This is a genomic window from Agromyces bauzanensis, from assembly GCF_014645655.1.
Taxonomy (GTDB): Bacteria; Actinomycetota; Actinomycetes; order Actinomycetales; family Microbacteriaceae; genus Agromyces; species Agromyces bauzanensis.
The window spans coordinates 32,834-56,782 of record NZ_BMMD01000020.1 but is presented as its reverse complement, the minus strand read 5'-3'; the positions used below and the strand labels follow the sequence as shown (position 1 = coordinate 56,782).

Here is a 23,949-nt window from a genome sequence, read left to right as displayed (position 1 = left end):
CCCACACGAACCACTACTAGACGTGATTATTTGCTCGCGTGTTCTTAGTGGTGCCGTGAACCAGAACGATGGTCGGCTTCGACATGCGCATTCCCTTCGGCCACCGCCGGCACCACTCGGCGCCGGTGTTCCTCGCACAACGGCTGCGCAAGGGCGCGGTCGTCCCTCTGTCAGAGCGCCGGTCAGCCGATCGTGCCGGCGACCACCTGGATGTGACCGCCGCGCAGGCTGCGACGTCGGACGTCGTGCGCGTCCGCTTCGAGGAGGGTCCACGGGTGGGCGTCGATGTCGGAGCCACCGGCCGCGCACGTGAGGCGTGCGACCGGTGCGAGCACGGTCGCTGCTCCCGTCGGCACCTGCATGTCGACGATGCACGCGCGACCTCCGGGCCGTAGCACCGCGCGAACGTTCGCCCACGCAGCGTGCGGGTCGTTGAACACGCTCATCGCGTACGTCGAGATCACCGCGTCGACCTGCGGCACCTCGAGGTCCGTCCAGCTGAAGTCGGTCGCGTCGGCGTGGACGAGCGACACGTTCGACCATCCGCGTCGCTCGATCCGGCGGCGGGCGATGTCCAGCATCGCCCCGCTGCGGTCCAGCCCGATCAGCCGCCCGGTCGGACCGACCGCGGCTGTGAGCAGGGCGAAGTTCAGCCCCGTTCCGCAGCCGAGGTCGAGGACCGTGTCGCCGGCGCGCAGCCGCAGCATCCGGACCCCGGTGACCCGACCGATGCGGTAGACGGGCTCTCCCGAGAGGGCGTCGTAGAACTTCACGCCGGCGCCGTAGGCGCGCCTCGTTGCGGTGTTCACGGGCGCCGGGCCTTCATCGGTACTCGGGGTTGGCGTCGAATCCGAATCGCTCCCCGTCATTCCATGCGCCGCGCAGGTTTCCGTACGCGGGGATGCCGCCGGCGTCTTTGAGCATCCGCGCCATGTGGAGCAGGTTCCAGGTCATGAACGTCGTGTTCCGGTTGGTGAAGTCGTTCTCGGGGCCGCCCGATCCCGGGTCGAGGTAGCTCGGGCCCGGACCCACCTCGCCGATCCACCCGGCGTCGGCCGCCGGCGGGATCACGAAGCCGATGTGCTGGAGGCTGTAGAGGATCGACATGGCGGCGTGCTTCACACCGTCCTCGTTGCCCGTGATCAGCGCGCCTCCGGTCTTTGCCGTAGTAGACGTACTGGCCGCGCTCGTTGAAGAGCCCGCTCATCGCATAGAGGCGTTCGATGAGTTTCCGGGTGATGGAGGCGTTGTCGCCGAGCCAGAGGGGTCCGCCGATGACGAGGATGTCCGCGGCGGCGATGCGCGGCCAGATCTCGTCAGGCCAGGCGTCCGTCGCCCAACCGTGTTCGCGCATGTCGGGGTAGACCCCGGTCGCGACGTCGTGGTCGACGAAGCGGATGATGTCCACGGTGACGCCCTGCGATCGCATGAGGGCGATGCTGCGGTCCATCAGCCCCTGGGTGTGGCTGAGGTCGGGGGTTCGCTTCAGCGTGCAGTTGACGTACACCGCGCGGAGGTCGGCATACGCTGCTGGCGGGCGTGACAGGTCGCTCATGCCGCCGACGCTAGGCCGCGGCATCCGCTCGGTCTGTGCTCTCGGATACCGAAGCCGCGTCGCCCCGCGGTGAGATTGGGGGAGCGCGGCTTGCGCGGACTCGGCGAAGGGAAGCGGATGCCGGACTCGGCGGTATGGGACCTCGTGGTCATCGGTGGGGGAAGCGCGGGGCTCGTCGCGAGCAAGACCGCGGCGGGCTTCGGCGCGTCGGTGCTGCTGGTCGAGCGCGCACGGCTCGGTGGTGACTGCCTCTGGACGGGGTGCGTGCCGTCCAAGGCACTCATCGCCGCGGCCCACGAGGTGCACTCGGCGACACGCTCCGGTCGACCCGCCACGCTGGCCTCGAGCTCCGCATCCTTCCGGACCGCGATGGCGTCGGTCGATCGGGCCATCCAGACGATCGCGCCGGTGGATTCCCGGGAGGCGCTCGAGGCCGAAGACGTCGCCGTGATGACGGGCGACGCGCGGTTCACGTCCGACCGGACGCTCACGGTCGACGGCACCGAGGTGCGGTTTCCGGCAGGCGCTCCTCGCGACCGGGACCTCACCAACTCGCCCGGCGATCGACGGGGCCGATCGCGTGCATTTCCGCACCAGCGAGGACTTCTGGGAGCTGACCGAGCTACCTGAACGTCTCGTCGTGCTCGGAGGCGGGGCGATCGGATGCGTACTCGAGCAGGCGATGGCCCGGCTGGGATCAAAGGTGACGATCGTGCATCGCGGTCACCGGATCCTGCCGAAGGAGGACGAGGATGCGAGCCGGATCATCCATGACGCACTTATTCGTGACGGCGCGACCGTGCACACCGGCCGCACCGGGGCGTCGATCAGTTCGAACGACGGCCAGTCCGGGGTCCTCACCCTCGACGACGGAAGCACCGTCGGGTTCGACGTCATCGTCGCCGCGCTGGGTCGGGAGCCGCACGTCGACGCCCTCGGCCTCGATCGCGCGGGCGTCCGCACCGACGCCGACGGGTACGTCACCGTCGATGCGACGCTGAGGACGACGAACCCGCGGATCTGGGCGGCCGGCGACATCACCGGACTGCCGAAGTTCACCCACACGGCCGGCGTGAACGGCAGCGTCGCGGCGACGAACGCGATCCTCGGGCTGCGCAGGAAGGCGGAGACGCGGGTCATCCCGCGCGTGACGTTCACCGCCCCCGAGGTCGCGGCGGTCGGCCTGGCGCCTTCCGAGGCGGACGAGCGCATCCACCGGGTGGTGTCGTGGGACCACGCTCACTCGGATCGGGCCGTTGCCGAGGCGGACATCGATGGCTACACGCGCATCGTGGTCGACCGGAGGGGTCGGATCCTCGGCGGCACCATCGTCGGGCCGCGTGCCGGGGAGACCGTCGGCGAACTCACCCTCGCCGTGAAGGCCGGGCTCTCGACGAGCACCGTGGCCGGCGCGAGCCACCCGTACCCGACCTTCAACGACCCGCTCTGGAACACCGCCGTCGCCGACGTGCGACACCGGCTCGGCCGCGGGGCGATCGCGGTTGCGATCCGGATTCTCCGGCGGGTGCGAACCGCCGTCGTCGGTCGCCGCTGACGCTCCTCAGCGCAGGACTCGAACCGCGGCGACCACCCGCTGTGCGGCGCTCACGAGGACGAACCCCGCCCAGACCACGGCGATCTGCCACGCGAACCAGGGCAGGATCAGCCAGAGACTGTGCACGACGATCGTCTCGGTGCCTTCGGCGATGCGGCCGAGGAACGACAGCGATCGGCCGTCGTCGATCTGTCGTCCGGTGCGTTCCGCGATCGACGAGAACGCGAGGAAGACGGTGCCGTTGAGGTAGTACGCGAGCAGCACCAGCATGAACGGCCACCATGGCGCCTCGTACGCCGCCGTCGCGCCCAGTGCGACGCCGAGCACGGTGCCCCCGTAGACGACGAAGTCCGCGACGATGTCGAAGAACCCGCCGAGCTCGCTGTGCGGATCGTCTTCGGCATCCCGGGTGCGTCGCCGGCGGGCGAGTGCGCCGTCGAGCCCGTCCAGCACTCGCGAGACCAGTCAGGCGATGAGCGCCGACCCGCTCATCGATCCAGGCGAGGTTCTCTCCGGCGGTCCGCCGCCCGATGGGATCCCGGCCATCGACGACCCGCGTTTCCAACCGGCCGATGAGGTCGACTGGCTGACCGCGAACGAGCCGATCCTGTCGCTCACCGTCGGCGGCGAGACCCGGGGCTATCCGATCCAGGTGATGACCTGGCACGAGATCGTCAACGACACCGTGGGCGGCGTCCCGGTCGCCGTCACCTACTGCCTGCTGTGCAACTCCGGGGTCGCGTTCGGACGCGAAGCGGCCGGACGGGTGCTGAGCTTCGGCACCTCCGGCATGCTGTACGCCGACAACCTCGTCATGTACGACCGGCAGACCGAATCGCTGTGGCCGCAACTGACCGGTCTGGCCTCCATCGGGTTCCTCGCCGGGACGCAGCTCACCGCGATCCCGATAGGTGCGGTCGGGTGGGAGGACTTCCGCGCCGCCCACCCGGAGGCCCTCGTGCTGACCCGCGATACCGGGTACTCCCGACCGTACGGCGACAACCCCTACGACGGGTACGACCAGCCGGGCACGTCGCCGATCTTCCCGCTCCCGGAACCGACCGACGACCGGCTCACGGCGAAGACGCGCGTGGTGGGCATCGACCTCGGCGGGGAACGCGTCGCGCTCACCCGTGACCGGCTGGCCGAGGACGGCGTGACGCATCTCACGGTCGGCGGCCGGGACCTGGTGGCGTTCCAAGCTCCTGGGCAGGCGTCCGCGCTGGACATGCCTCGGATCGCCGACGGCGCCGAGATCGGGTCGGTCGCCGTCTACGATGCGGAACTGGACGGCGAGGTGCTCCGGTTCGCGAAGCAGGGCGGGACCTTCGTCGATGCCGGCACAGGGTCCCGCCGGGACATCCTCGGCAACGCCATCGAGGGACCAGGCCTCGGGCAGAGCTTGACCCCGGTCCGCTTCCTCGACACCTTCTGGTTCGCCTGGGTCGCGTTTCACCCCGACACCGAGCTCCAGCGTTGAGCCGGGATCAGGCGGCCTGTTCCGACTCCTCGACGAGTCGGACTTCCTTCCAGAAGGCGACGTAGTCGGAGAAGTCTCGTCCGACGCGCTGGATCGCGGCCGGGTAGGGATCCGGGTAGGTCCAGGCGCGGTCGCGGAGTTCGACGCCGTCGACTCGGACGGTGAGGTACCGGCACGCACCCTTCCACGGGCACGTGTACGGGGTGGGGCTTTGAGCGAGATGCTCGCTCCGCACGCTCGCGGGCGGGAAGTACCAGTTGCCTTCGATCATGATGAGCTCGTCTCGATCGGCTTCGGCGAGGACGGTGTCTCCGAGTAGGGCTTCATGGTTCCTCCAGTGTCGGTTCCGATGTGGTGGCGCCGGGCTACGAGCGCTGCAGGAGCGGCGACGGTGACCTGGATCACCGTGACTCGTCTTCGCGTGGCAGGCCATTGGGGGTGGGGCCGACGTTGTGCGTCGGCTGAATCCTCCCGTATGCCGACTTCAGGCGGATGCTGCCGCGTTCGAGAGCGCCGATCGGATCTGCTCGGCGCTCGGAATGCCGGCGAACCGCCCGTCGACCCGGTAGATGCGGCAGGCGAGCTCGTCCGTCGTGCCGTCAGTGGGGAACGGGTCGGTTCCATCGATCAGGATGGTCGGCGATCCCGAGAACGGTCGGGCCGCAGCCTGCGCCGGGCTGGCGATGCGCGTGAACGACACCGTTGCTCCGGTGATGCCGATGTCGGTGAGCGCTCGCGAGACGAGCCGACCGGCATCCCGCCAGTTGGGGCAGTCGTCGATGTGCAGGATCTCGATGTTCATGCTCCCAGTCTGCGCGGCGACCAAGTCGTCGGTCTGTGTGCTGGATCGCAGAACTCGGCCGGGCTGCGGATCTACGTTGAGCGCATCACGTTATGAGTAGGGCCTCGACATGACCGCTGCAACTTCCCATTACTGGTCAGGCGTCACGACGACGTTCTGGCGGCGGGTGCTCGGCGGCGTCGGCGGCGGTATCGCCGGCGGCATGGTGTTCGGCATGCTGATGGCGATGATGGGCATGCTGCCCACAATCGCCTCGATGGTCGGCTCCGACTCGGCCCTGGTCGGGTTCGGCATCCACATGATGATCTCGATCGCGATCGGCCTGGGCTTGACCGTGCCGTTCGGCGGAGTGCTCACCGGCTACGGCCGCGGTGTGCTGATCGTGCTCGCGTACGGCGCCCTGTGGTGGGACCTCGGCCCGCTGCTGCTGATGCCGCTGATGATGAGCATGCCGCCGTTCGGTTCGACGCGAACAGCCTCCCGTCGCTCATGGGGCATCTGATCTACGGCGTCATTTTCGGTGTCGTGGCGGTCGCGTTCCTCAGGCAGCGACGATGATGGAACAGTGCGCCATGGACATCACCTCGGCACCTCCCGCACCGGAGCGCCCGTGGGCGCCGGACCGGCGGGAGGTGAACCCGTTGCGCGCGTCGGCCGATGAGCCGTTCAGCTGCCTCAGCGAGGTGGACCTGTTCGCCGATCTCACCCCGGCGGAGATCGAGGCGTTCGACAGGACGGCTCCCGCGCGCACGTTCCATGCCGGGGAGCTGATCTTCAGCCAGAGCCAGCCGATCACGGCGCTGTTCATCCTGAAGGCCGGACGGGTGCGGATCTTCCGGGTCACCGAAGACGGCAAGGCGCTCACGATGGCGATCCTCGAGCCGGGTGCGGTGTTCGGCGAGATGCTCCTGGTCGGCCAGCGGATGTACGACAACTACGCCGAGGCCATCGAGGAGACCCAGATCTGCCAGCTCAGCGTGCTGGAGGTCGAACGGTACCTGCTGGCCGACCCGCGCATCGCGATCCGGATCTCCCGGATCCTCGGCGAACAGGTGGCGTTGCTCGAGGAGCGGCTGACCGACCTGGCGTTGCGGCCGTTGCTCGCACGGTTGGCGAGCACCCTGGTCCGGCTGGCCGAGTCGCAGCGTCGGACGCGTCAGGGGTACGTGATGATCCGCCTCACTCACGACCAGCTCGCCGGGCTGCTCGCCGCGACGCGCGAATCGACCAGCAAGGCGATGGCCGAGCTGGGCGCGCGTGGGCTGATCCGCCAAGCACGCGGCCGGATCATCCTGCTCGACCTCGACGGGCTCGCCATCCTCTCGAAGCGGATGTCCTGACCATTACCGGGAACCTGACCCCACCGACCAGGGAGGCGTTCGCCGGCGCGCTCGGCGACACCCTGGCGGGCCGGCTCGAATCGCCGGGCCGCACCCCGCTGGCGTACGCGATCTTCGCGCACTGCTTCACCTGCGGCAAGGATGCCGTCGCGGTCACCCGCATCGCCCGCGCGCTCACCGCGCACGGCATCGCCGTGCTCCGGTTCGACTTCACGGGGATCGGGCAGTCGGCCGGCGCGTTCGCTCGGACCACGTTCTCCTCCAACGTGGAGGACCTGGTCCGGGCGGCGGACCACGTCCGCGACCGGTACCGTGCCCCGACCCTGCTGCTCGGTCACTCGCTGGGCGGTGTCGCCGTCCTCGCGGCTGCGGCGAGGATCCCCGAGGTGCGGGCGATCGCGACGATCGGCGCTCCGGCGGACCCGCGGCACGTGCTCCACCTGCTGAGCCGGCGGAGCGATGCCGAGTTCGCGGCCGGGGTGATCGGCGCGTGGGCCGGCCGGTACGCCGTCGACCCCGACGCGCACTCGCACGACCTCGAGCCCGCCGCAGTACGTCCGGTGCCGGTTGCGCCGGAGCCCGACCCCGAACCCGGGGTCGTGGTGGTCGGCGAGAACGAACGGCGCCCGTTCGGGCAGGATGTCGCGGTCGGCCGCCACCGCTTCACTGCGGACGAGCCGGAGCCGGTGGGGTCCGACTCGGGTCCGGCGCCGTACGACTTCCTCCTCTCGGCGCTCGGCGCGTGCACGTCGATGACGCTGCGCATGTACGCCGATCGGAAAGCAGTGGCCGGTCGGTCGCATCGAGGTCTCGATGCGACGATCGAAGGTCCCCGCGGCATCCTGCACCGACTGCCACGCGTCGACCGGCGAGGTCGACCGAATCCTCCGGGCGATCTCGATCACCGGAGCGCTCACGGACGAGCAGCGCGAGGGTCTGACCCGGATCGCAGATCGTTGCCCGGTGCACCGCTCGGTGCACCCCGCGATCAGCGTGGTCACCACCCTGCGCGCCACGCTCGACGACCAGGCGGACGCCGAGCCGGCACAGGTCGACTGAGAGGGGCGGTCGCCTCCCGCGGCGGCATCCCCTCGCCGTTCTGAGTCACCGAGAGCGAGGTCGGGAGACCGGCCCCGGGTCACGGCCCATGAGGCGCTTCAGGGGGCGGAACAGCGTCCCGCGTTCCCAGACCTGCACGACGAAGAAGCCCAGCAGCATCCCGCCGGCGATGTCGATCGAATAATGGCCATGGGCCAGCAGCAGGCTGACGCAGATCACAGCGGTCAGCATCCCCTCGATGCGGTGCAACCACGGGGCGCGCACGGCCGAGGTGAGGAGTGTGGTGACGAGGGCCACGCCGGCGTGGCCGGACGGGAACATGCCGTACTGCTGCATGGGGAACACGAACGGGCCGTCGCCCTGCGCCGAGGCCAGGGGCGTGAGCACCGCCAGAGCGGCCCGGAGGAGGTAGAACACTGCGTACACGGCGACGAACTCGGGGATCCTCGTCGGCTCATGACGCACGGCGTAATACAGAAAGAGCGCGAAGCCGATGACGAGCGCGATCAGCGTGAGGTAGCGGACCCAGCCGACGTAGGGCAGTAGCTCGAACAGCAGGTCGCGCGGCCGGGGCCGGTCGGGGAATCCCGACTGGATGATCACGTCCGACAGGAGGGTCGCCGAGATCGCCACCGCCAGCAGCGCCACGGAGACGAACCAAGCTCTCACACGACGAATCGTCCCACTTCTTGGGCGCCGAGCGCCCGTTCGCCGCGGAATCGCCGCGATCCGGGACCGCACTGCTGTGCGGGCAGACGTGCGAGGGATGCCGCATGATGCTCGCAGGAACGGAATTGCGTGCGATCCGAGGACTCGTTCGCCCCGCCGGGAATATGGGAGCGGCTGGTCGGAAATTGGCGAACGGCCGGTGGGGTCGTGGCGGTGGACTCGGGTGCGGAGCTCGGCCCACGCCTCCCGGCGCGTCCCCAGGCGGGAGCCGAACACCCGCGGATGCCCGGGACAGGGCTCGACGGCCCAGCGCATCGCTCCCAGGTAGATCCGGTTGCCAGCCGGGTGCGGCGCGATGCGGACCGTAGAAGGTCGGCCTTCCGATCCAGGATGTCTGCGGCATCCTCGCCGATCAGGTTCGCCTCCGCCCGTTCGATCCAGTCGGCCGCAGGCGGGGAGTCGGTGCCCAGGTGCAGGATCAGGTCGCCGGTCGCCTCGTCGTAGCCCCGCGCGGACGCCGGCCAGATGCCGGGCTCCGTCTCGGCCACGACCCGGGCGCCAGCCGCGCGGACGACCTCCGCGGTGTCGTCCACGGAGGCGTTGTCCGCCACGACGATCTCGTCGGCGAGCCGGGTCTGGGCGGAGTTCACGCTCGGGCTTCACCGAACCCTCACCTGAGGAACGGAGATGAGGGTTCGATGATCGGGTCCGGTCGGGGGCGCCTAGCAGCAGTCCTGGCCGCACAGCTCGGCCGGGCAGAAGGTCGGGTCGCAACAGTCCATCAATTCACCTCCTCATCCATTTCCTCGAAGAGCGCGACGGGTGATTCGACGTCGCCACGCCACGCTTCGATACCCTCGCGCACAGCGAGGGCCGCAACGACAAGTGCGGCGACCGAGTCCGCCCATGTCCAGCCGAAGAGGGAGTTCAGCAGCAGGCCGATCAGCACGGTCCCGGAGAGGTAGATGCACAGCAGCAGCTGCTTGGCGTCGGCCTGCACGCTGCGGGACTCGAGCTCGCGGCCGGTGCGGAACTGGAACCACGCCAAAGCGGGCATGATCACCAGGCTCGCGAGGGCGACGGCGATGCCGAGGGAGCTGTGTTCGACGGGCTCGACGCCGGTGAGCGCGAGGATCGCGTCGACCGTCACGTACGCGGCGAGGGTGAAGAACGCGATCCCGATCGCCCGGACGGTCGGCTTCTCCCAGCGTTCAGGATTCTTCCGGGTGAACTGCCACGCCACGGCCACGGCCGAGAGCACCTCGATGAACGAGTCGAGACCAAAACCGATGAGGGCCGCCGATGAGGCGGCGGCGCCGGCGGAGACCGCGATGATCCCCTCCAGCACGTTGTACGCGATCGTGAAGCCCACGATCACGCGGACGCGGTGGTGCAGCGTGGCGCGCCGTTCGGTCGTGATTGTCTGGCTCACTGGGCCGGCGCCCCACAGCAGCCCGGCACTGAGCACGACGGATCAATGCACGGCGCGTTCTCGTCAACCGCGAGGGTCACCTCGAGCAGCGAGGTGAGCGCGCGGGTCAGGTGCGGGTCCGAGATCTCGTACCGGGTCTGCCGCCCCTCCGGCTCCGTGACCACGATGCCGCAATCACGCAGGCACGCCAGATGATTCGACACGTTCGACCGCGTCAGCCCCAGCTCCCGCGAGAGCATCGCCGGGTAGCTCGGCCCATCCAGCAGCGTCATCAGGATTCGTGAACGCGTCGGATCGGCCATCGCGCGGCCGAGCCGATTCATCGCGTCCACGCCGGTCGCAATAGTCAGCACCCGATGACTATACAGCCATGGCTGAAGTATAGGCCAGTGACCACGCGCGCCGAGCCTGCGATGAGGAGAACATCCGAGATCACCGGCAACACCGGGATACCGTGTCGCCGCCATCGTGCCGACCATCGTAGGCGTGTACCTGGGCCGTCCCGGCATCCTCACACCGATCGTCGACGTCGCGGCAGCCGCGGTGGGCAACTACGGTGACAGCGCCGCCGCGCTGCTCGGCGTGCTCACCGGTGCCGCGCAGCCCAATGGACGCCTCCGTTCGACCTGCCGCGCAGCATGGCTGCCGTCGAGGCGAACCTGCCGGACGTGCCGTTCGACACCGCCGACCGCTGCTCTGCTTCGGCCACGGCCTCAGCGTGGAGCACTGACGTGACCCGAACACGTTGGACACAACCCCGCCGACCGCGCTGTCGGCGGGGGCTGTGTGCGCTGCAATGGGTCGGCGTCTACACCCAGAGCAGGCGGCCGAAGAACACGAACGCGGGCAGGGCGAACAGCACGAGGTTGATCGGCAGCATCTTGTACTCGCCGCGTGAGATGTGCAGGGTCATCGCGCCGACCTGGATGAGGGCGAGCCCCGCTGCAGCCGCGATGGTCAGCCAGGGCAGGATGCCGGTGAGTTGGGGCAGGATGAGTCCGATTGCGCCGAGGATCTCGAGCAGGCCGATCGTTCGTACGGCCCCGATTGAGAACTTCTCGGTCCAGGCCGTGGACTCCATGAACTTCTTCGTGTTCGCCGCCTTGCCGTAGCCGGCCAGCAGACTCGCCGCTGCCGCGAGGGAGGCGGCGATCCATAGGGCGAATTCCATCGAACTCTCCTTGTGCGCATCGTTCAGCCTGCACAACCGCTGCTCTACGCAACGTGACAGCCGAGGAGGGTATTCCGTGTCTCACGAAGCGGCCCGCAAGAGCGGAAGAACTATCTGGGAGGAGGGAATGCTGAAGCGCTGCGAAGCGCTGTTAATGGTATGAAAGTCCGCGAGATCCCGTTCGAGACCATGGAGGGCACGGAGACGTCGCTCTCCGAGTTCGAGGGCAAAGCCGTGCTGGTGGTCAATGTCGCCTCCCGGTGCGGGCTCGCGCCGCAGTACGAGACGCTCGAGAAGCTGCAGCGACGGTACGGGGATCGCGGACTTCAGGTCGTCGGGTTTCCGAGCAACCAGTTTCTGCAGGAGTTGCGCACGAACGACGCTGTCAAGGAGTACTGCTCGACGACGTGGGGCATCACGTTCCCGATCTTCGATCGCGTGCGGGTGAACGGGCGCCACGAGCACTCGCTCTACACGGAGTTGAAGAAGACCCCAGACGTCGACGGCAAGGCGGGCAAGGTGCAGTGGAACTTCGAGAAGTTCCTCGTCACGCCTGAGGGTGAGGTGCACCGCTTCCGCCCCCACATGGTGCCCGATGACCCGATGGTGATCGAGGCGATCGAGGCGAGTCTGCCTTCGTGAGAATCGCTCGCCCTCAACCGTGATCGCGTGCGGTCGGCCTCGACGTCCGGACGATCGCGGGGAGCAGAGCGGGCGCCGAGCGTCCCCGCAGCGCACCCCACCATACGCCGGCGCCGTGGGCAGCGTCGTCGAGGCGTCGGGCGGCGGCGAACCGCACCGGGTCGAGCCGGGAACGCACCCGCGCGTATTCCCACACCGTGTCGGCGACCGCGGCGACGAGCGGGCGCGTCGGGTGCGTCGTGAGAACAGCGAATGCGACCGCGGTGAGCGGCCGCCGGTGCCGCAGCAGGAGCGCGAAGCCTTGAGCGATCGCCTGACATGTGCCCGAGACCCACGTCAGCGGGGAGCGCGGGCGGGCCGTGGCGGCAGCCGAGGTTGCCGCGCCATGCCGGTGACGGCGTGCTTGCTCGCGTGTAGTGGATCATGAACGGCTGCCTATTCTTGCCGGAGTACGAGCTGGTCAGGATGATCGAGCCGCCACGGCCGCCCTCGATGATGTGCGGGCCCCTGGGACCTCCGTGTTGAACACCCCTGCCAAACGTTCTGAGGCGCGACACCCCCACCAAACGATCACTCATCGCCTACGACCACTGAGACCAGACGGACTCACGCACCTGGATAGGAGGGAGGAGTCTGCTCCGGACGCGTGCCGCGGAGGGGTGCCCAGTGGCGGGTGACCGCGTTCGGCCAGATGCGGAAGCGCCACCAGATCTTCGCCGGCGGTTCGAGCTGCACGCGGCGGGTCTGGATTCGCATGCGGGGAAGGTGTTGGATGCTTCCGCCGGCACGCTGGATGAGCACGCTGAGGTCGAGATCCTCGTGGACCTTCGTGTGATCGGGATAGGCGTCGTCGCGGATGGCGTTCCAGGCGGTGCGGGTGATGGCCATGTTGCAGCCGACCATGACCTGGCCGCCCGTGAGGAGTTCGCTGACGGGATAATAGCCGAACTCCAGGGTCGCCTTGCCCAGGAGGTGACCGAGTCGTGGGTGCCCTTCGACGATGGCGTCGCCGGATCCGGTGACCCCATGGATTCCGGACGTGCCCGTGCGGGCGAAGTGATCCCGGACGATCGCGACCCAGTCGGGGTCGAGGATGCTGTCTGCGTCGATGCGGCACAGCACGTCGCCTGTCGCGGCGTCGAGGCCGCGGTTGCGGGTGGGAACGATGCCGGGCGTCGTCTCCTTGAGGAGAGTTACGAATGGGTAGGCGGCGGCGATCTCGCGTGTTCGGTCAGTGCTGTTGTTGTCGATCACGATGACTTCTTCGGGCAGTTCGCTCTGCGAGGCGATGGCGTCGAGGCACTCGGCGATGTAGTCCTCTTCATTCCACGCCGGGATGACGATCGACAGTCGTGGGGGGTGCGGTTCGATGAGAGACGTCGGGTACGACCCGGGCAACGCCCTTCTCTCTGGCCGGTCGCCCAGATGCGCGACGATCGAGTGCTTGGCCGCGGCAGGCATGGCTTCGGCACGGAACCTGCGGATATCGATCACGGGGAACGTGTCAGCGGCGATGAGCACGCGCAGCGATGTGGCGGTGTTGGTGTCAGGCAACGTTGTCCTCTCGCGCGCGGGTCTCATCGAGAGCCTGGGCGGCTGCTCGATAGCCGGCGTCGATGAGTTTCGGCACGTCGTCGCGTGACCATTGCGACATGCCTGACAGGTCGGGTCGGATCATGAGGACGTCCGGGTCGTGCTCCATCCGGGCGATGGACTCGGCCGAGCGTACGACGGGGACGCGTTCCCACTCGGGTCGCAGCCGCACGGCGATGACGCGGGTAGCGCCCAGGGATCGTGCCGCGCCGATGGGCAGGTTCGCGGCGAGCCCGCCGTCGACGAGCACCCGGTCGGGCGTGATGACAGGCGCGAACAGGCCGGGCACGGCGATGCTCGCGCGCAGGGCGGGCCCGAGCGGTCCCTCGTTGAACACGATCTGCTGCCGGGTACGAAGGTCGGTGGCGATGGCGGCGAACTGGCGCGGAAGGTCTTCGATGAGCGGCTCGCCGCCCAGCTCTCCGATCGTGTCGAGCAGCGCGGAACTGTCCAGGAGGCCGAGTCGAAGCGAGGGCGTGAGCCGCCCGAAGGTCGACCAGGTGGCCCGACGGACGAGGCGTTCGATGCGCACGACTGGCAGGCCCGCGGCGTAGGCGGCGCCGACGAGGGATCCGGCGCTGGTTCCGGCGACGATGCCGGGTCGGAGCCGCCGCTCGCCCAGCGCCTTGAGCACGCCGACGTGCGCGGCGCCGAGGGCGCCGCCACCGCCCAGCGCCAGTCCGAGGGTGGGATCGAGCATCAACGCGACCCCCGTTCGGGATCGGCGGGCGATGAGGAGAGAGGTTGAGCCCGGTCGGGGTTCAGGCCGTCCAGGAGCAGGCCGACGTAGCGGCGGCGGGTCGCGGTATCGGAAGTGGTGCCGCCGAAGCCGGCCGCGACCATGCCCAGAATGTTCGGGATGTCGCCCGGCACGATGTCGGGTCGCAGGTTGCCTGCGGCCTGGGCGCGACGGACGGCGGTCTCGAACAGGGTGCCGTTGCGACGCAGGAGGTCTCGGGTCGCTTCGGCGATGTCGCCGAGGGAGGCGGCGAGACCGCGTTCGCGTTCCAGCACCCGCAGAATCTGCTCCGCGATGTCCAGCAGCACGCCGCGGGGGGCGTCGGAGCGTTCGAACTCCTGGAACAGAGGATCGATCTCCGTGGTGAACACCCGATCGTAGACTGCGCGTGCCAGGGCCTCGCGGTTCGGGAAGTGCCGGTACAGGGTCGCAATACCCACCCCCGCCTCCTGCGCGATGCGGTTCAGCGTCCCGAGTCCGTCACCGGTGGCGAAAACGCGGCGCGCGGCCTCGATGATCCGCGAGACGCTCGCGAACGCGTCGGCCCGCAGCGACCTTGCAGCCATCAGTCCTCCTGGCCGACGATTTGACAACCCACCACAAACGATATGAGACTATCAGATCGATAGTTGACTATTACTTACAGTGGCAATGGATGCGCCGCGTCCGGTGCACGTTCCCGGCGGTCGCCGGACGAGGAGAACATGCATGTCGTCTCTGCTGTATCAGTGGGGAAAGCTCGCCCACGCCAAGCCGTGGTACGTCATCGGCGCCTGGGTACTGATCGCCGGTGTGATCATCGGGTTCCTCGGGGTCAACCCGCCGCGGCTGAGCAATGACATCCGGATCGACGGCACTCCTTCCCAGGAGGTCATCGACGAGCTCGCCGACCGGTTGCCGGAAGCGTCTGGCGGGCAGGGCATCATCGCCTTCCACGCGACCGACGGCGGGCGGATCGACGAGGGTGATCACCTCGACGCGCTGCTGGATGCGATCGACGAGATCTCCACGACCGAGCACGTCATCGACGCTCGCGAGGTCATGGCCGAGGAGATCGCCAAGGGGCCAGACAGCCCCCTGCTGCAGGCGGCAGGTGCGATCGCGCAGGTCGACGCAGCGAACACGACCGACGCGGGGCCGCGGGCGCTGATGGTCGACCAGCAGCCGGTGCCCGGCGTGGCGATCTCCGCGGACGGCGAGACGGCGCTGTTCCAGTTCGTGTTCGACGCGCAGACGTTCGAGCTGCACGAGGGCACCGTGGCGAACACCGTCGAGCTCGCAGCGACCGCTGTGGACGGGCAGGCGATCGAGGTGCTTCCCTCTGCGACGATGATTCAGGTCCCCGAGCTCATCGGCGTCGGCGAGATCGTCGGCGTCGCCATCGCAGCGCTCGTGCTCATCCTCACTCTCGGCTCCCTCCTCGCCGCGGGCCTGCCCCTTGTCTCAGCCCTCGGCGGGATCGTGGTCGGAGTGGGCGGTGCGTTCGCGCTCTCCACCGTCGTCCCGATGCACTCCCTGACGGCGGTGCTCGCGCTCATGCTCGGCCTCGCCGTCGGCATCGACTACGCCCTGTTCATCGCGAACCGACAACGCCGTTTCATCCTCGACCAGCGTGTGCCCGCAGTCGAAGCCACCGGACGTGCCCTCGGCACTGCCGGCAGCGCGGTGCTCTTCGCGGGCGGGACGGTCGTCATCGCGCTGCTCGGCCTGTTGGTCGTGAACATCCAGCTGCTCACCACGATGGCGCTGGTGGCCGCCAGCACCGTGATTCTCGCCGTGCTCTCGGCGCTCACGCTTCTGCCCGCGCTGCTCGGCGTCATCGGGGAGCGCATCTGCTCAGCCCGTGCCCGCCTGCAGGCTGGAACCGCGCACGACGCTGGGTCCTCGCACCGGGTCGCGAACGCCTGGTCCGGCTTCCTTATCAGGCATCGCCTCATCGCCGCTGCCGGCGCCGCCGCGGTCGCGGTCGTCATCGCGCTCCCGGCCATGGACATGACCCTCGGCCTGCCCTCCGGCGCGAGCTACAACACCGGCACCCCGCAACGACAGAGCTTCGAGGTCGTCAGCGACGGCTTCGGCGCAGGCTACAACGGACCGCTCGTGTTGATGGCCACCAGCGATGACGGCGACCCCATCCCGCCCGCCGATCTCGCTGGGCTCCACCAAGAACTCACCGGCATCGACGGAGTCGCGGCGGTCAGCCTCGGAGGCGTGGACGAGGACGGCGTCACCGCCGTGTTCTCCGTCATCCCCGAGACCGCGCCGACCTCGATGGCGACGGCCGAACTCGTCGGCGAGCTCCGAGAACGCGCCCATGACTTCTCCTCCCGCTGGGGTGTCGACACCGGAATCACCGGATTCGCAGCCCTCGCGATCGACGTGTCCGACCGCCTCGCTGACGTGCTGCCCCTCTACATCGCGGTCGTTGTCGGCCTCTCGCTGATCGTTCTGCTGCTGGTGTTCCGCTCGATCATCGTGCCCATCAAGGCCACCGCTGGATTCCTCCTCAGCGTCGTCGCAACCTTCGGCGCCACGACTGCCGTCTTCGAATGGGGATGGCTACAGCCACTGCTCGGGATGGACGCCACCGCCCCCGTCCTCAGCCTGCTCCCCATCATCGTCACCGGCGTTCTCTACGGCCTTGCCATGGACTACGAAGTCTTCCTCGTCTCATCCATGAAGGAAGCACACGTCCACGGCCGGCACGGCGTCGACGCCGTCAACCGCGGCTTCGCGGTCGCTAGCCGCGTCGTCGTCGCCGCCGCGATCATCATGACCAGCGTGTTTGCGGGATTCGTCTTCAACCCCGAGCCCATGATCGCCCAGGTCGGCTTCGCCCTCGCCATCGGCGTCCTCATCGACGCCTTCCTCGTCCGGATGACGTTCGTCCCCGCGATCATGTCCATCGTCGGCGACAAGGCTTGGTGGCTGCCGCGATGGCTCGACCGCATCCTCCCCGACCTCGACATCGAAGGAGACAAACTCAACCAACACCTCGTCGCCGAGACCGCCAGGAGCAGCGTGTCCACCTCGTGAACCTCGACGAAGAGCCCGCCACAACGGCGCCATCGGCGAGCCCGCTCGGCGGATGGACCCGACACCATCTGCGCGCGGCGCATCGGATCTCAACACCGCATTCGCCGGGTATTCAGGAGACGGCCGGATGCACTGCCGCGATCGCATCGACGGCGGCATCCCCGCGTATCGCGCGCATCAACCCGACCACCTCGTCGACCACGGCTGGGGTGAGTTGCCGGCACACGATGCTCTGCGCGCCGATGGACTCGAGTCCGCCCGCGCGGATGCGGATGACCTCCCAGCCGACCTCGCGCAACGCGTCGTCCTTGTCGAGGTCGGATGCCTCCTTCAGCCCGAGATGGGCCCGCCGTGACCGGCCGGGGTCGTCGTACTCGACGGCGATGCGCAACTGCGGCACGATGACGTCGGGCCAGACCTCGGGGCGTCCGTAGAAGGTGCGCGCGATGTGTATGGCGTTCACCCGGTGACTCAGTCGAATGCGTTCGCCGAGCTGGGCCTTGAGCCGCTCGGTCTGCGACGTGCGGGTTCTGAGCGAGGGGTTCATGAACGGCACGCCCGCTGCACGCAGCGCAGCGGGCGCGACCGCGTTCTGGCGGCACTTCAGGCAACCGGTGCCTGTGAGCACCTCGCGCACGGTCGCGGCGTACCGGTCGTGGCCGCGCGGGCACTGCCAGTCGTAGGCGGCGCCGACGCGGGTCTCACGGGCTAGGTCTGCGGAACGTCTGCCGCACCGGCTGCATCGCCCTCGTACCAGCGCAGCACGCGCAGTGCCCGGAGCGTGTTCCAGCGGCTGGGCTCACCCTCGGGTGCTTCGACCGCGAAGTGCACCTCGCCGCGCCTGGGCGCCGAAGCCGGCCAGCGCCCGTCGTCGCCGCGCTGCTCGAGCACGACGGCGATCGCGTCGGCGAGCCTCGGGTCGGGCCATCCGCCGACCTCGCGGAAGTGATCGAGTGCGCGCAGCACATCGTAGAACCAGTACGGCGGGAATGCGAGTGACAGGTAGCGCTCGTTCGCCACCTGGCCGGTCGACCGACGCTTGAACAGGCTACGTTCGAGCAGGTACTCCTCGCCTCTGTGGCGGGCTTCGCGCACGGCCGCCTTCTCTTCGGGGCTCGGGCCGCCGGCGGTGCCGGACGTCCGCTCATACGCGAGCAGCCCCTCGAGCACGCAGAGTGTGCTGTCGAACGAGGACACCTGCGACTCCTCGATCGGGTCGCAGTTCCATCCGCCGTCGGGGAGCCGCTCGCCGAGGAGTCGCTCGATGATACGGTCGCTGCCCTTGCCCAGTTCGCCGAAATACGCCGCGAGCGCCAGCACGCCGCCGTTGATGCACTCCTCCACCTCGCCGTGGAAGTACGGCAGGTCGTCGAACTCCCGCCAGGTGACGCCGTCGCGCACGCGCTCGATGACCGCTCGCGTCTCGGGGGCATAAGGATCGATGCCGAGCCGACGGAGCAGGTGCAATGTCCACGTGGTGCTCGTGCGCTCACCGTGCATGCCGTATTCGTCGCCGCCCCAGTAGCCGCGCTCGTCTTGCAGGGCGAGAAGACGCGCGCCCCACCCCTCGGTCGCGATCAGCGCGCGCTCGGCGGCGACGGCATCGGCCGGTTCGTCGAGGAGGTCGCGCATCACCTGCCAACGGATGGAGGGGTCGGAGTCGAGGAGCCAGTCCATGAGTTCCATGCGCCCATGCTGTCGGATGCCACCGACGGGGGCCAGTGGTTGACTCGACTCGTGTCCCGGTGGCCTCTCACCGCAGGTCGAGCCGCATGACCACGCGCGGGAAGCCGTTCAGCACGGATTCCGTGTCTGCCGCCTTGCTGAAACCCGCCTCCTCGAACAGCTTGCGCGTGCCGACGTAGGCCATCGTGAGGTCCACCTTCCGGCCCCGGTTGTCGACGGGGTAGCCCTCGATCGCGGGAGCGTCGTGAGCGCGCGCGAACTCGACGGCGCCAGCGAGGAGGTGATGCGAGATGCCTTCGCCGCGATGGCCAGGGCGCACCCGGATGCACCACACCGACCAGACATCGAGGTCGTCGACGTGCGGGATGCGGCGGTTCGTCGCGAAACTCGTGTCGGCCCGTGGGTGGACGCCGGCCCAACCGACGACCTCGTCACCGTCGTACGCGAGGACACCGGGCGGCGGGTCCTCTCGGACGAGCCGCTCGACACGCTCGCCGCGCTCAGGCCCACGGAGCGAGCGATTCTCCATCGACGACGTGAGCCGATAGCTCAGGCACCAGCACACGTTCGCATCGGGCCGCTTGGGCCCCACCATCGTTCGCACGTCGCCGAACACCCACGCTGGGCGCACCTCGATCGCCATATCTCCACGATGCCACCAGCCGCCGACGACGGCTACGGTCAGCGTTTGACGGTGTAGTGCAGGTGGAGCACGCGGTCGCCCTGGACCACCACATCGGGATCGTCGAGGAGAACGGGGCCGGTGTGGCTGCCGAAGAACCGAACGCCTTCGCCTATGACCACGGGGGCGACGTCCATCGCCACCTCGTCGACGAGCCCTGCGGAGAACGCCTGTCCGCCGACGTCGCCCGCGGTCACGCAGATCAGACCGTCGCCGGCCAGGTCCTTGGCGAGGGCGATGGCGGCCGCGACGGAGCCGGCGGTGTGGAACGGTGCGTCGGGGAACCTGGTGCGCCACTCCTCCGGCAGCGGTCGATGCGTGACCACGACCAGCTCGTCCCCGGCGGCGGGCACGCCAGCCCAGCCATCGGTGGTGTCGAAGAGATGACGGCCGATCACGGTGACCTTGATGGCGTCCCACAAGGGCTGCACGTAGTCCGCGGAGGCGCGGCTGACATGGAACTGCCACGTGTCGTTGGCATGGATCGTCACGTCGCCGTTTCCATACCAATCGAACAGCGGTCCTACCGTGTCGTCGGTGTAGGCGATGTATCCGTCCACCGAAACCACAGCCTGCATGACGACTCTCGCCATCACATTGCTCCTCCCTGAGGAACCAGGTCGCTGCTCAGTGCCTTCCGGCGACGAGGTCCTCGACCGCTTGGGGGACTGTGGTCTCGAAGTCCAGCAACTTCGCCCAGTCGGGCACGACGGTGATGACGGTCATCCCATCGTAGAGATCGCGCACCCCCTGCTCCCACGTCGCGAAGTCCGCGGGTGGGATCAGCTTCCGGGATGCCTCGATGTAGGCGTCCGGTATCTCGTCGACCACCTCGGTGCTCGCCGAGCCACGGATCAGCAGGGCATGGGGTGGCCATCGGTCCTGGGTGTCGATGGTGAGCGCCACTCGTGGGTTCCGTCGCAGTGCTCGAGCCTTCGGCGAGGTCGGCGCGGTGGCCATGACCAGACGCTCGCGGTGCCACAGGAAGGCGATCGGGATGACCCGGGGCGCGCCGTCGACGCCGATGTACGACAATCGGGCGGGGATCGAGGACTCCAGGAGCTCCCGGGAAATCGGTCGATTCAACACCTCGGCGACATCTTCTCGTCTCATTTCCTTCTCCCCTCCAGGACTTCATCCCGCCATGGTCCACTGATCACCTCGCTCCGGCGGCTTCTGGCGCAGGAACGGCACGTTCGCGCAGGCGTCGACGACGCTCTCGACCACCTCGATGCACTCCTGCACGTGCGCGGATTCGCGGTGGACTCCAATCCAGCGGTCGCGGTCGGATCGACTTGCTGCAGGTGGTCGGGCACCCAGATCGCACCGCATCTCCTCCGTCCGTCGACCATACGAAGAGACTCCGCGGTTCCGACAGGTCCAAGCTCCCCCGTTTCGGCCGGACCAAGCCCGGCTGCGCACCGTCGGTCCGCTCGTGATCCCGTTCGATCGACGACTTGGGTAGGCTGACTGAGCCCTGTCAACGCGTTCTTGCCCGACCAAAGAGAACTGGCGGATGATGCAGCTCTTCCTGGATTCGACCCGCGATCGCAGCATGAGCGATCAGCTCTACGACCAATTGGCCGAAGCCATCGCCAGCGGCCGACTCGTGCCCGGGACGCGCTTGATGCCGACTCGTGCGGTTGCCGCGGATCTCGGTGTGTCCCGCTCGACCGTCACCGGTGCATACATGCGGCTGGTCGCGGAGGGGTACGTCGAAGGGAGGCGTGGCGGCGGCAGCATCGTGCTCGACACCCGGGCCGGTGACGACCCCCACTGGACGTCGACGGCATTGAGGGCGACGCCGCTTGCGGCCGCGATCGGTCGATATGAGAGCGGCCTGTCGAGTGCGCGCTACGACCTCACGGCCGGCCGGGTGGACCACCGGCTGTTCCCGCTGGCCGAATGGAAGCGCAGCATGAACCGTGCGCTCACGTCGCTGGCAGATCGGCTCGGCCGGTATGGGGATCCCGCCGGAGACGGCGAGGTCCGTGCCGCGCTCGCCCACTGGGTTGCCCGCTCGCGTGCGGTTGCGGCACGTCCGGAGCAGATCGTCATCACGCGCGGCGCTGCACACGCGATCGACCTGGTCGCCCGTACCCTGCTCTCGCCCGGGGATGTCGCGGCCGTCGAGGAACCCGGCTATCCGCCCGTCATCGCGCTCCTGCGGCTCGCGGGAGCAGACGTCGTCGGCGTTCCGGTCGACCGCAACGGCATCGTCGTCGACGCGATACCGGAGAATGCGCGGCTGGTGTACGTCACGCCGTCGCATCAGTACCCACTCGGTGCGGTGCTGAGCCGGGAACGGAGACACGCGCTGTTGCGCTGGGCACGTCGGCGCGACGCCGGGATCATCGAGGACGACTACGACAGCGAGTTCCGCTACAGCTCGCGGCCGCTCGAGCCGCTGCAGCGATTGGACGGCGACGGCAGAGTGGTGTACGTCGGAACGTTCAGCAAGGTTCTCAGCCCCGCGTTGCGCCTGGGATTCGCCGTGCTTCCGATCGGACTCGTCCCGGCCGTGACGGCCGTGCGTCGCGCAGTCGATTTCGTGCCCCCGGCGGCGACGGCGGCCGCGATGGGAAGCTTCATCGAGAGCGGCGCCCTCGACCGGCACCTTCGCCGGGCGCGCCGCGAGTACGCGACGCGATATCGGATGCTTCGTGCAGCGCTGTCGGAGGCACCGATCGGGTTGCTCACCGCGCTCCCGTCCGATGCCGGCCTGCACATCACTGCGATGACCCCCGACGCACCCAGCGACGAGATACTGATGGAGCGCGCGCTCGAGCGGGGGCTGCAGCTCTCCCTCCTGCACCGCACCTACCAGTTCAGCGAGCCGCAACCCGGCGTGGTGCTTGGCTTCGGAGCCATCGCGGGCGACGATATTCCGCCGGCGATCCACCGACTGGTGGAGTGTCTGCGAGGGTGACGATCAGGCATGCGTCACGTGCTGGCTCCCTGCGCGGTGCGGGCGGTGCGGGCGGACCTCAGGGTGAATGGACTGGTCGTGGCGGAAGAGGTCACCGGGGTCGTACGCTGCCTTCACCTCGATCAATCGGGGTAGGTTCGTGCCGTAGTAGGCGTTCAGGGGATCGGGAAGATCGGGGTCGGCGAAATTCTGGTAGGCCCTCCCTGTGGCGTGCGGAGCCACGATTGCGGTCACCGAATCCAGCCATTCGCGCGCCTGCCGGTGCCCGTCGGGATCATCGAGGCTCACCGAGTACTTCAGCAGGAAGAGGTCGCCACGATGCACGAACGCGGTGGCGTCGGGTGCCTGGCGGTTGTACGCGCCGCCCATCGGCGTCAGATCCAATTCGCGAGCCTCGCCCTCCCTGCGGTACCCGACCGTCGCCTCGACGAGACGTTCGACGACCTCACGCTCCAGGGCGGTATCGACGAAGAGCGACCGGGCCCAGGTCCGGCCACCGGGTGCCGTGCCAGAGGCTGCTTCGAGAGCTGCCCCGATGTCGCTGAGGCGGCCCTTCACCCTGGATAGAGTGCCGTGCTCGACGTGCTGCGACTGCGGTGGCGCTCCCAATGACGTGGCCACGTCACGCAGCTGAGCTCTGCGCTGGGCGTCCCCTCCGGTCACCGCTCCGAGTATGCGCAGGTGGACTGGCAGGTCGATGCGCGCCGGAACGGCCAGTTGCAGGGCCGGCGCGATCTCGTCGGGCGCATGCGGCAACCAACGTTGCCAGCTGTCGATCAGGTTCGGGGCTGATTCACCCCGCCACCCGAGGTGGAACGCACTGGCGCGTGGCTCGCTGCTCGCGCCGAACGTCAGTCGGGTGACGACGCCGAAGCTGCCGGACCCGGCACCGCGAAGGGCCCAGAACAGGTCTTGGTCCCGGTCGCGGTCGCACCGGATCACCGTTCCATCCGCGAGCACGACCTCCGCGCCCGTCAACGCATCGCAGGTCAGCCCTCGAGCTCGCCCGAGTATGCCGAGCCCGCCACCGAGCGTGAGGCCCGCGATGCCCACTGTCGGGCCGCACCCGGCGGGGATTGCCAGGCCGCTCTTGTGGAGGGCGTGGTAGACGTCGGCGAGTCGCGCACCGGAGCCCACTGTTGCCGTGGTCCCGTGCACCTGCACACGGTTCAGGAGGGAGGTGTCGATCAGTACCCCGGTGGTCCGCGAATGGCCCGCGAAACTGTGCCCACCGCTCCGCACGGCGAACGGAAGTCCTCGCTCGTTGACGAAGCGGAGCACGGCAGCTACGTCGTCGGGGCTGGTGCAGCGCGCGATCGACGCCGGCAGGCTGGGGTCGTCGGTCTGCAGGGGCCACCGCGCCAAGCGAGAGTAATCCCGATCCGACGGACGCAGGAGGTCGCCGTCGATGGCGGCGCCAAGCCGATCCCATTGCGCGGTGGTCGCGCTGACTTGGAGCCCGATCTTGCGCATGGGTCGCCCTTCCGGTGCACGATGCGATCGCGTGCACGATGCGATCGCGACCTCTCAGCGTCGGAGAGGTCCTACCGTACGCCTCGCTCGGCCCGTCTCGACAGAG

26 protein-coding genes and 3 pseudogenes are annotated in these 23,949 nt (G+C 68.7%); 10 read left to right on the top strand and 19 right to left on the bottom strand.

The window, feature by feature from the left end:
* Window positions 1-182: 182 nt before the first annotated feature.
* A complete protein-coding gene (locus IEX31_RS15220) occupies window positions 183-809 on the bottom strand; it encodes a class I SAM-dependent methyltransferase (RefSeq protein WP_229662406.1) in 627 nt (208 codons plus the stop codon).
* A 13-nt stretch (window positions 810-822) separates the two neighbouring features.
* Window positions 823-1,555: pseudogene (locus IEX31_RS15215) on the bottom strand (flavodoxin family protein).
* 117 nt (window positions 1,556-1,672) lie between these two features.
* Here IEX31_RS15215 and IEX31_RS19325 point away from each other — a divergent pair.
* Window positions 1,673-2,185 carry an FAD-dependent oxidoreductase gene (locus IEX31_RS19325; protein WP_268236999.1) on the top strand — a complete coding sequence of 171 codons (513 nt, stop codon included), beginning with the start codon at window positions 1,673-1,675 and terminating at the stop codon, window positions 2,183-2,185.
* Entirely contained in the window at window positions 2,136-3,110 is a 975-nt protein-coding gene (locus IEX31_RS19320; RefSeq protein ID WP_373285531.1) for an FAD-dependent oxidoreductase, read from the top strand. The genes IEX31_RS19325 and IEX31_RS19320 overlap by 50 nt, the downstream gene beginning before the upstream one ends.
* A gap of 6 nt (window positions 3,111-3,116) precedes the next feature.
* Here the strand turns inward: IEX31_RS19320 and IEX31_RS15205 are convergent, their stop codons facing one another.
* The gene (locus tag IEX31_RS15205) at window positions 3,117-3,563 is read right to left on the bottom strand and encodes a CDP-alcohol phosphatidyltransferase family protein (protein ID WP_188744269.1); all 447 of its coding nucleotides are present in this window, start codon (window positions 3,561-3,563) and stop codon (window positions 3,117-3,119) included.
* Window positions 3,564-3,582: 19 nt separating this feature from the next.
* Here IEX31_RS15205 and IEX31_RS15200 point away from each other — a divergent pair, with 19 nt between their 5' ends.
* Entirely contained in the window at window positions 3,583-4,590 is a 1,008-nt protein-coding gene (locus IEX31_RS15200) for a DUF3179 domain-containing protein (RefSeq protein WP_229662405.1), read from the top strand.
* Between the two features lie 7 nt (window positions 4,591-4,597).
* Here the strand turns inward: IEX31_RS15200 and IEX31_RS19045 are convergent.
* Window positions 4,598-4,915: pseudogene (locus tag IEX31_RS19045) on the bottom strand (DUF427 domain-containing protein); the annotation flags it as partial.
* A 159-nt stretch (window positions 4,916-5,074) separates the two neighbouring features.
* Window positions 5,075-5,392 carry a hypothetical protein gene (locus tag IEX31_RS15190; RefSeq protein ID WP_188744252.1) on the bottom strand — a complete coding sequence of 106 codons (318 nt, stop codon included), beginning with the start codon at window positions 5,390-5,392 and terminating at the stop codon, window positions 5,075-5,077.
* A 166-nt stretch (window positions 5,393-5,558) separates the two neighbouring features.
* Between IEX31_RS15190 and IEX31_RS15185 the strand changes: the two genes are divergently transcribed.
* From IEX31_RS15185 to IEX31_RS19035, 4 genes and pseudogenes are all read left to right on the top strand, one after another.
* Entirely contained in the window at window positions 5,559-5,894 is a 336-nt protein-coding gene (locus tag IEX31_RS15185; RefSeq protein WP_229662403.1) for a hypothetical protein, read from the top strand.
* Window positions 5,895-5,964: 70 nt separating this feature from the next.
* Window positions 5,965-6,732 carry a Crp/Fnr family transcriptional regulator gene (locus tag IEX31_RS15180; RefSeq protein WP_188744251.1) on the top strand — a complete coding sequence of 256 codons (768 nt, stop codon included), beginning with the start codon at window positions 5,965-5,967 and terminating at the stop codon, window positions 6,730-6,732.
* Window positions 6,615-7,343, top strand: a pseudogene (locus IEX31_RS19465) (alpha/beta fold hydrolase); the annotation flags it as partial. The gene IEX31_RS15180 and the pseudogene IEX31_RS19465, both read left to right, overlap by 118 nt.
* A 202-nt stretch (window positions 7,344-7,545) precedes the next feature.
* Entirely contained in the window at window positions 7,546-7,791 is a 246-nt protein-coding gene (locus IEX31_RS19035; RefSeq protein WP_229662402.1) for an OsmC family protein, read from the top strand.
* Between the two features lie 45 nt (window positions 7,792-7,836).
* Here IEX31_RS19035 and IEX31_RS15170 read toward each other — a convergent pair whose 3' ends face one another.
* The 5 genes from IEX31_RS15170 to IEX31_RS15150 all read right to left on the bottom strand — a co-directional run bounded on the left by IEX31_RS15170 (window position 7,837) and on the right by IEX31_RS15150 (window position 11,063).
* A complete protein-coding gene (locus IEX31_RS15170) occupies window positions 7,837-8,460 on the bottom strand; it encodes a phosphatase PAP2-related protein (RefSeq protein ID WP_188744250.1) in 624 nt (207 codons plus the stop codon).
* Window positions 8,457-9,110, bottom strand: coding sequence for a glycosyltransferase family A protein (locus IEX31_RS15165; RefSeq protein ID WP_188744249.1), 654 nt, complete (start codon window positions 9,108-9,110; stop codon window positions 8,457-8,459). The genes IEX31_RS15170 and IEX31_RS15165 overlap by 4 nt, the downstream gene beginning before the upstream one ends.
* A 131-nt stretch (window positions 9,111-9,241) precedes the next feature.
* A complete protein-coding gene (locus IEX31_RS15160; RefSeq protein WP_188744248.1) occupies window positions 9,242-9,892 on the bottom strand; it encodes a cation efflux transmembrane domain-containing protein in 651 nt (216 codons plus the stop codon).
* Window positions 9,889-10,245: a Cd(II)/Pb(II)-sensing metalloregulatory transcriptional regulator CmtR gene (cmtR, locus tag IEX31_RS15155; RefSeq protein WP_188744247.1), complete on the bottom strand. Its 357-nt coding sequence runs from the start codon at window positions 10,243-10,245 to the stop codon at window positions 9,889-9,891. Before cmtR ends, IEX31_RS15160 begins: the two co-directional genes overlap by 4 nt.
* A gap of 455 nt (window positions 10,246-10,700) precedes the next feature.
* The gene (locus IEX31_RS15150; RefSeq protein ID WP_188744246.1) at window positions 10,701-11,063 is read right to left on the bottom strand and encodes a DoxX family protein; all 363 of its coding nucleotides are present in this window, start codon (window positions 11,061-11,063) and stop codon (window positions 10,701-10,703) included.
* Between the two features lie 159 nt (window positions 11,064-11,222).
* Here IEX31_RS15150 and IEX31_RS15145 point away from each other — a divergent pair, with 159 nt between their 5' ends.
* A complete protein-coding gene (locus IEX31_RS15145) occupies window positions 11,223-11,705 on the top strand; it encodes a glutathione peroxidase (RefSeq protein WP_188744245.1) in 483 nt (160 codons plus the stop codon).
* A gap of 606 nt (window positions 11,706-12,311) precedes the next feature.
* On the opposite strand, the gene IEX31_RS15140 is transcribed toward IEX31_RS15145, so the two are convergent.
* From IEX31_RS15140 to IEX31_RS15130, 3 genes are read right to left on the bottom strand one after another with little or no spacing between them, the layout of a single operon-like run.
* Complete coding sequence (locus tag IEX31_RS15140) at window positions 12,312-13,259, bottom strand: glycosyltransferase family 2 protein (protein WP_188744244.1); 948 nt, start codon at window positions 13,257-13,259, stop codon at window positions 12,312-12,314.
* On the bottom strand, window positions 13,252-13,998 hold the full coding sequence (locus IEX31_RS15135) for a patatin-like phospholipase family protein (RefSeq protein ID WP_188744243.1): 747 nt from the start codon (window positions 13,996-13,998) through the stop codon (window positions 13,252-13,254). The genes IEX31_RS15140 and IEX31_RS15135 overlap by 8 nt, the downstream gene beginning before the upstream one ends.
* Entirely contained in the window at window positions 13,998-14,603 is a 606-nt protein-coding gene (locus tag IEX31_RS15130; RefSeq protein WP_188744242.1) for a TetR/AcrR family transcriptional regulator, read from the bottom strand. The genes IEX31_RS15135 and IEX31_RS15130 overlap by 1 nt, the downstream gene beginning before the upstream one ends.
* A gap of 142 nt (window positions 14,604-14,745) precedes the next feature.
* Between IEX31_RS15130 and IEX31_RS15125 the strand changes: the two genes are divergently transcribed.
* Window positions 14,746-17,073 carry an MMPL family transporter gene (locus tag IEX31_RS15125; protein WP_188744241.1) on the top strand — a complete coding sequence of 776 codons (2,328 nt, stop codon included), beginning with the start codon at window positions 14,746-14,748 and terminating at the stop codon, window positions 17,071-17,073.
* A 112-nt stretch (window positions 17,074-17,185) separates the two neighbouring features.
* Here IEX31_RS15125 and IEX31_RS15120 read toward each other — a convergent pair whose 3' ends face one another.
* The 5 genes from IEX31_RS15120 to IEX31_RS15100 all read right to left on the bottom strand — a co-directional run bounded on the left by IEX31_RS15120 (window position 17,186) and on the right by IEX31_RS15100 (window position 20,554).
* Complete coding sequence (locus IEX31_RS15120) at window positions 17,186-17,710, bottom strand: hypothetical protein (protein ID WP_188744240.1); 525 nt, start codon at window positions 17,708-17,710, stop codon at window positions 17,186-17,188.
* A 71-nt stretch (window positions 17,711-17,781) separates the two neighbouring features.
* On the bottom strand, window positions 17,782-18,759 hold the full coding sequence (locus IEX31_RS15115) for a hypothetical protein (RefSeq protein ID WP_188744239.1): 978 nt from the start codon (window positions 18,757-18,759) through the stop codon (window positions 17,782-17,784).
* A 67-nt stretch (window positions 18,760-18,826) separates the two neighbouring features.
* Window positions 18,827-19,402 (bottom strand): GNAT family N-acetyltransferase, encoded by a 576-nt coding sequence (locus tag IEX31_RS15110; RefSeq protein WP_188744238.1) that lies wholly within the window; start codon window positions 19,400-19,402, stop codon window positions 18,827-18,829.
* Window positions 19,403-19,440: 38 nt separating this feature from the next.
* The gene (locus IEX31_RS15105) at window positions 19,441-20,034 is read right to left on the bottom strand and encodes a dihydrofolate reductase family protein (RefSeq protein WP_188744237.1); all 594 of its coding nucleotides are present in this window, start codon (window positions 20,032-20,034) and stop codon (window positions 19,441-19,443) included.
* 34 nt (window positions 20,035-20,068) lie between these two features.
* On the bottom strand, window positions 20,069-20,554 hold the full coding sequence (locus tag IEX31_RS15100; RefSeq protein WP_188744236.1) for a pyridoxamine 5'-phosphate oxidase family protein: 486 nt from the start codon (window positions 20,552-20,554) through the stop codon (window positions 20,069-20,071).
* 403 nt (window positions 20,555-20,957) lie between these two features.
* On the opposite strand from IEX31_RS15100, the gene pdxR reads away from it, so the two are divergent.
* Window positions 20,958-22,370 (top strand): MocR-like pyridoxine biosynthesis transcription factor PdxR, encoded by a 1,413-nt coding sequence (pdxR, locus tag IEX31_RS15095; RefSeq protein ID WP_229662401.1) that lies wholly within the window; start codon window positions 20,958-20,960, stop codon window positions 22,368-22,370.
* 3 nt (window positions 22,371-22,373) lie between these two features.
* Here the strand turns inward: pdxR and IEX31_RS15090 are convergent, their stop codons facing one another.
* Complete coding sequence (locus tag IEX31_RS15090; protein ID WP_188744235.1) at window positions 22,374-23,843, bottom strand: FAD-binding oxidoreductase; 1,470 nt, start codon at window positions 23,841-23,843, stop codon at window positions 22,374-22,376.
* Window positions 23,844-23,949 lie beyond the last annotated feature (106 nt).

Coding starts and splice junctions, on each gene's coding strand:
- IEX31_RS19325 (WP_268236999.1), top strand. CDS start 1,673: ATGCCGGACTCGGCGGTATGGGACCTCGTGGTCATCGGTGGGGGAAGC.
- IEX31_RS15200 (WP_229662405.1), top strand. CDS start 3,583: ATGAGCGCCGACCCGCTCATCGATCCAGGCGAGGTTCTCTCCGGCGGT.
- IEX31_RS15190 (WP_188744252.1), bottom strand. CDS start 5,392: ATGAACATCGAGATCCTGCACATCGACGACTGCCCCAACTGGCGGGAT.
- IEX31_RS15180 (WP_188744251.1), top strand. CDS start 5,965: ATGGACATCACCTCGGCACCTCCCGCACCGGAGCGCCCGTGGGCGCCG.
- IEX31_RS19035 (WP_229662402.1), top strand. CDS start 7,546: ATGCGACGATCGAAGGTCCCCGCGGCATCCTGCACCGACTGCCACGCG.
- IEX31_RS15150 (WP_188744246.1), bottom strand. CDS start 11,063: ATGGAATTCGCCCTATGGATCGCCGCCTCCCTCGCGGCAGCGGCGAGT.
- IEX31_RS15145 (WP_188744245.1), top strand. CDS start 11,223: ATGAAAGTCCGCGAGATCCCGTTCGAGACCATGGAGGGCACGGAGACG.
- IEX31_RS15135 (WP_188744243.1), bottom strand. CDS start 13,998: ATGCTCGATCCCACCCTCGGACTGGCGCTGGGCGGTGGCGGCGCCCTC.
- IEX31_RS15130 (WP_188744242.1), bottom strand. CDS start 14,603: ATGGCTGCAAGGTCGCTGCGGGCCGACGCGTTCGCGAGCGTCTCGCGG.
- IEX31_RS15125 (WP_188744241.1), top strand. CDS start 14,746: ATGTCGTCTCTGCTGTATCAGTGGGGAAAGCTCGCCCACGCCAAGCCG.
- IEX31_RS15115 (WP_188744239.1), bottom strand. CDS start 18,759: ATGGAACTCATGGACTGGCTCCTCGACTCCGACCCCTCCATCCGTTGG.
- IEX31_RS15110 (WP_188744238.1), bottom strand. CDS start 19,402: ATGGCGATCGAGGTGCGCCCAGCGTGGGTGTTCGGCGACGTGCGAACG.
- IEX31_RS15105 (WP_188744237.1), bottom strand. CDS start 20,034: ATGGCGAGAGTCGTCATGCAGGCTGTGGTTTCGGTGGACGGATACATC.
- IEX31_RS15100 (WP_188744236.1), bottom strand. CDS start 20,554: ATGAGACGAGAAGATGTCGCCGAGGTGTTGAATCGACCGATTTCCCGG.
- pdxR (WP_229662401.1), top strand. CDS start 20,958: ATGATGCAGCTCTTCCTGGATTCGACCCGCGATCGCAGCATGAGCGAT.
- IEX31_RS15090 (WP_188744235.1), bottom strand. CDS start 23,843: ATGCGCAAGATCGGGCTCCAAGTCAGCGCGACCACCGCGCAATGGGAT.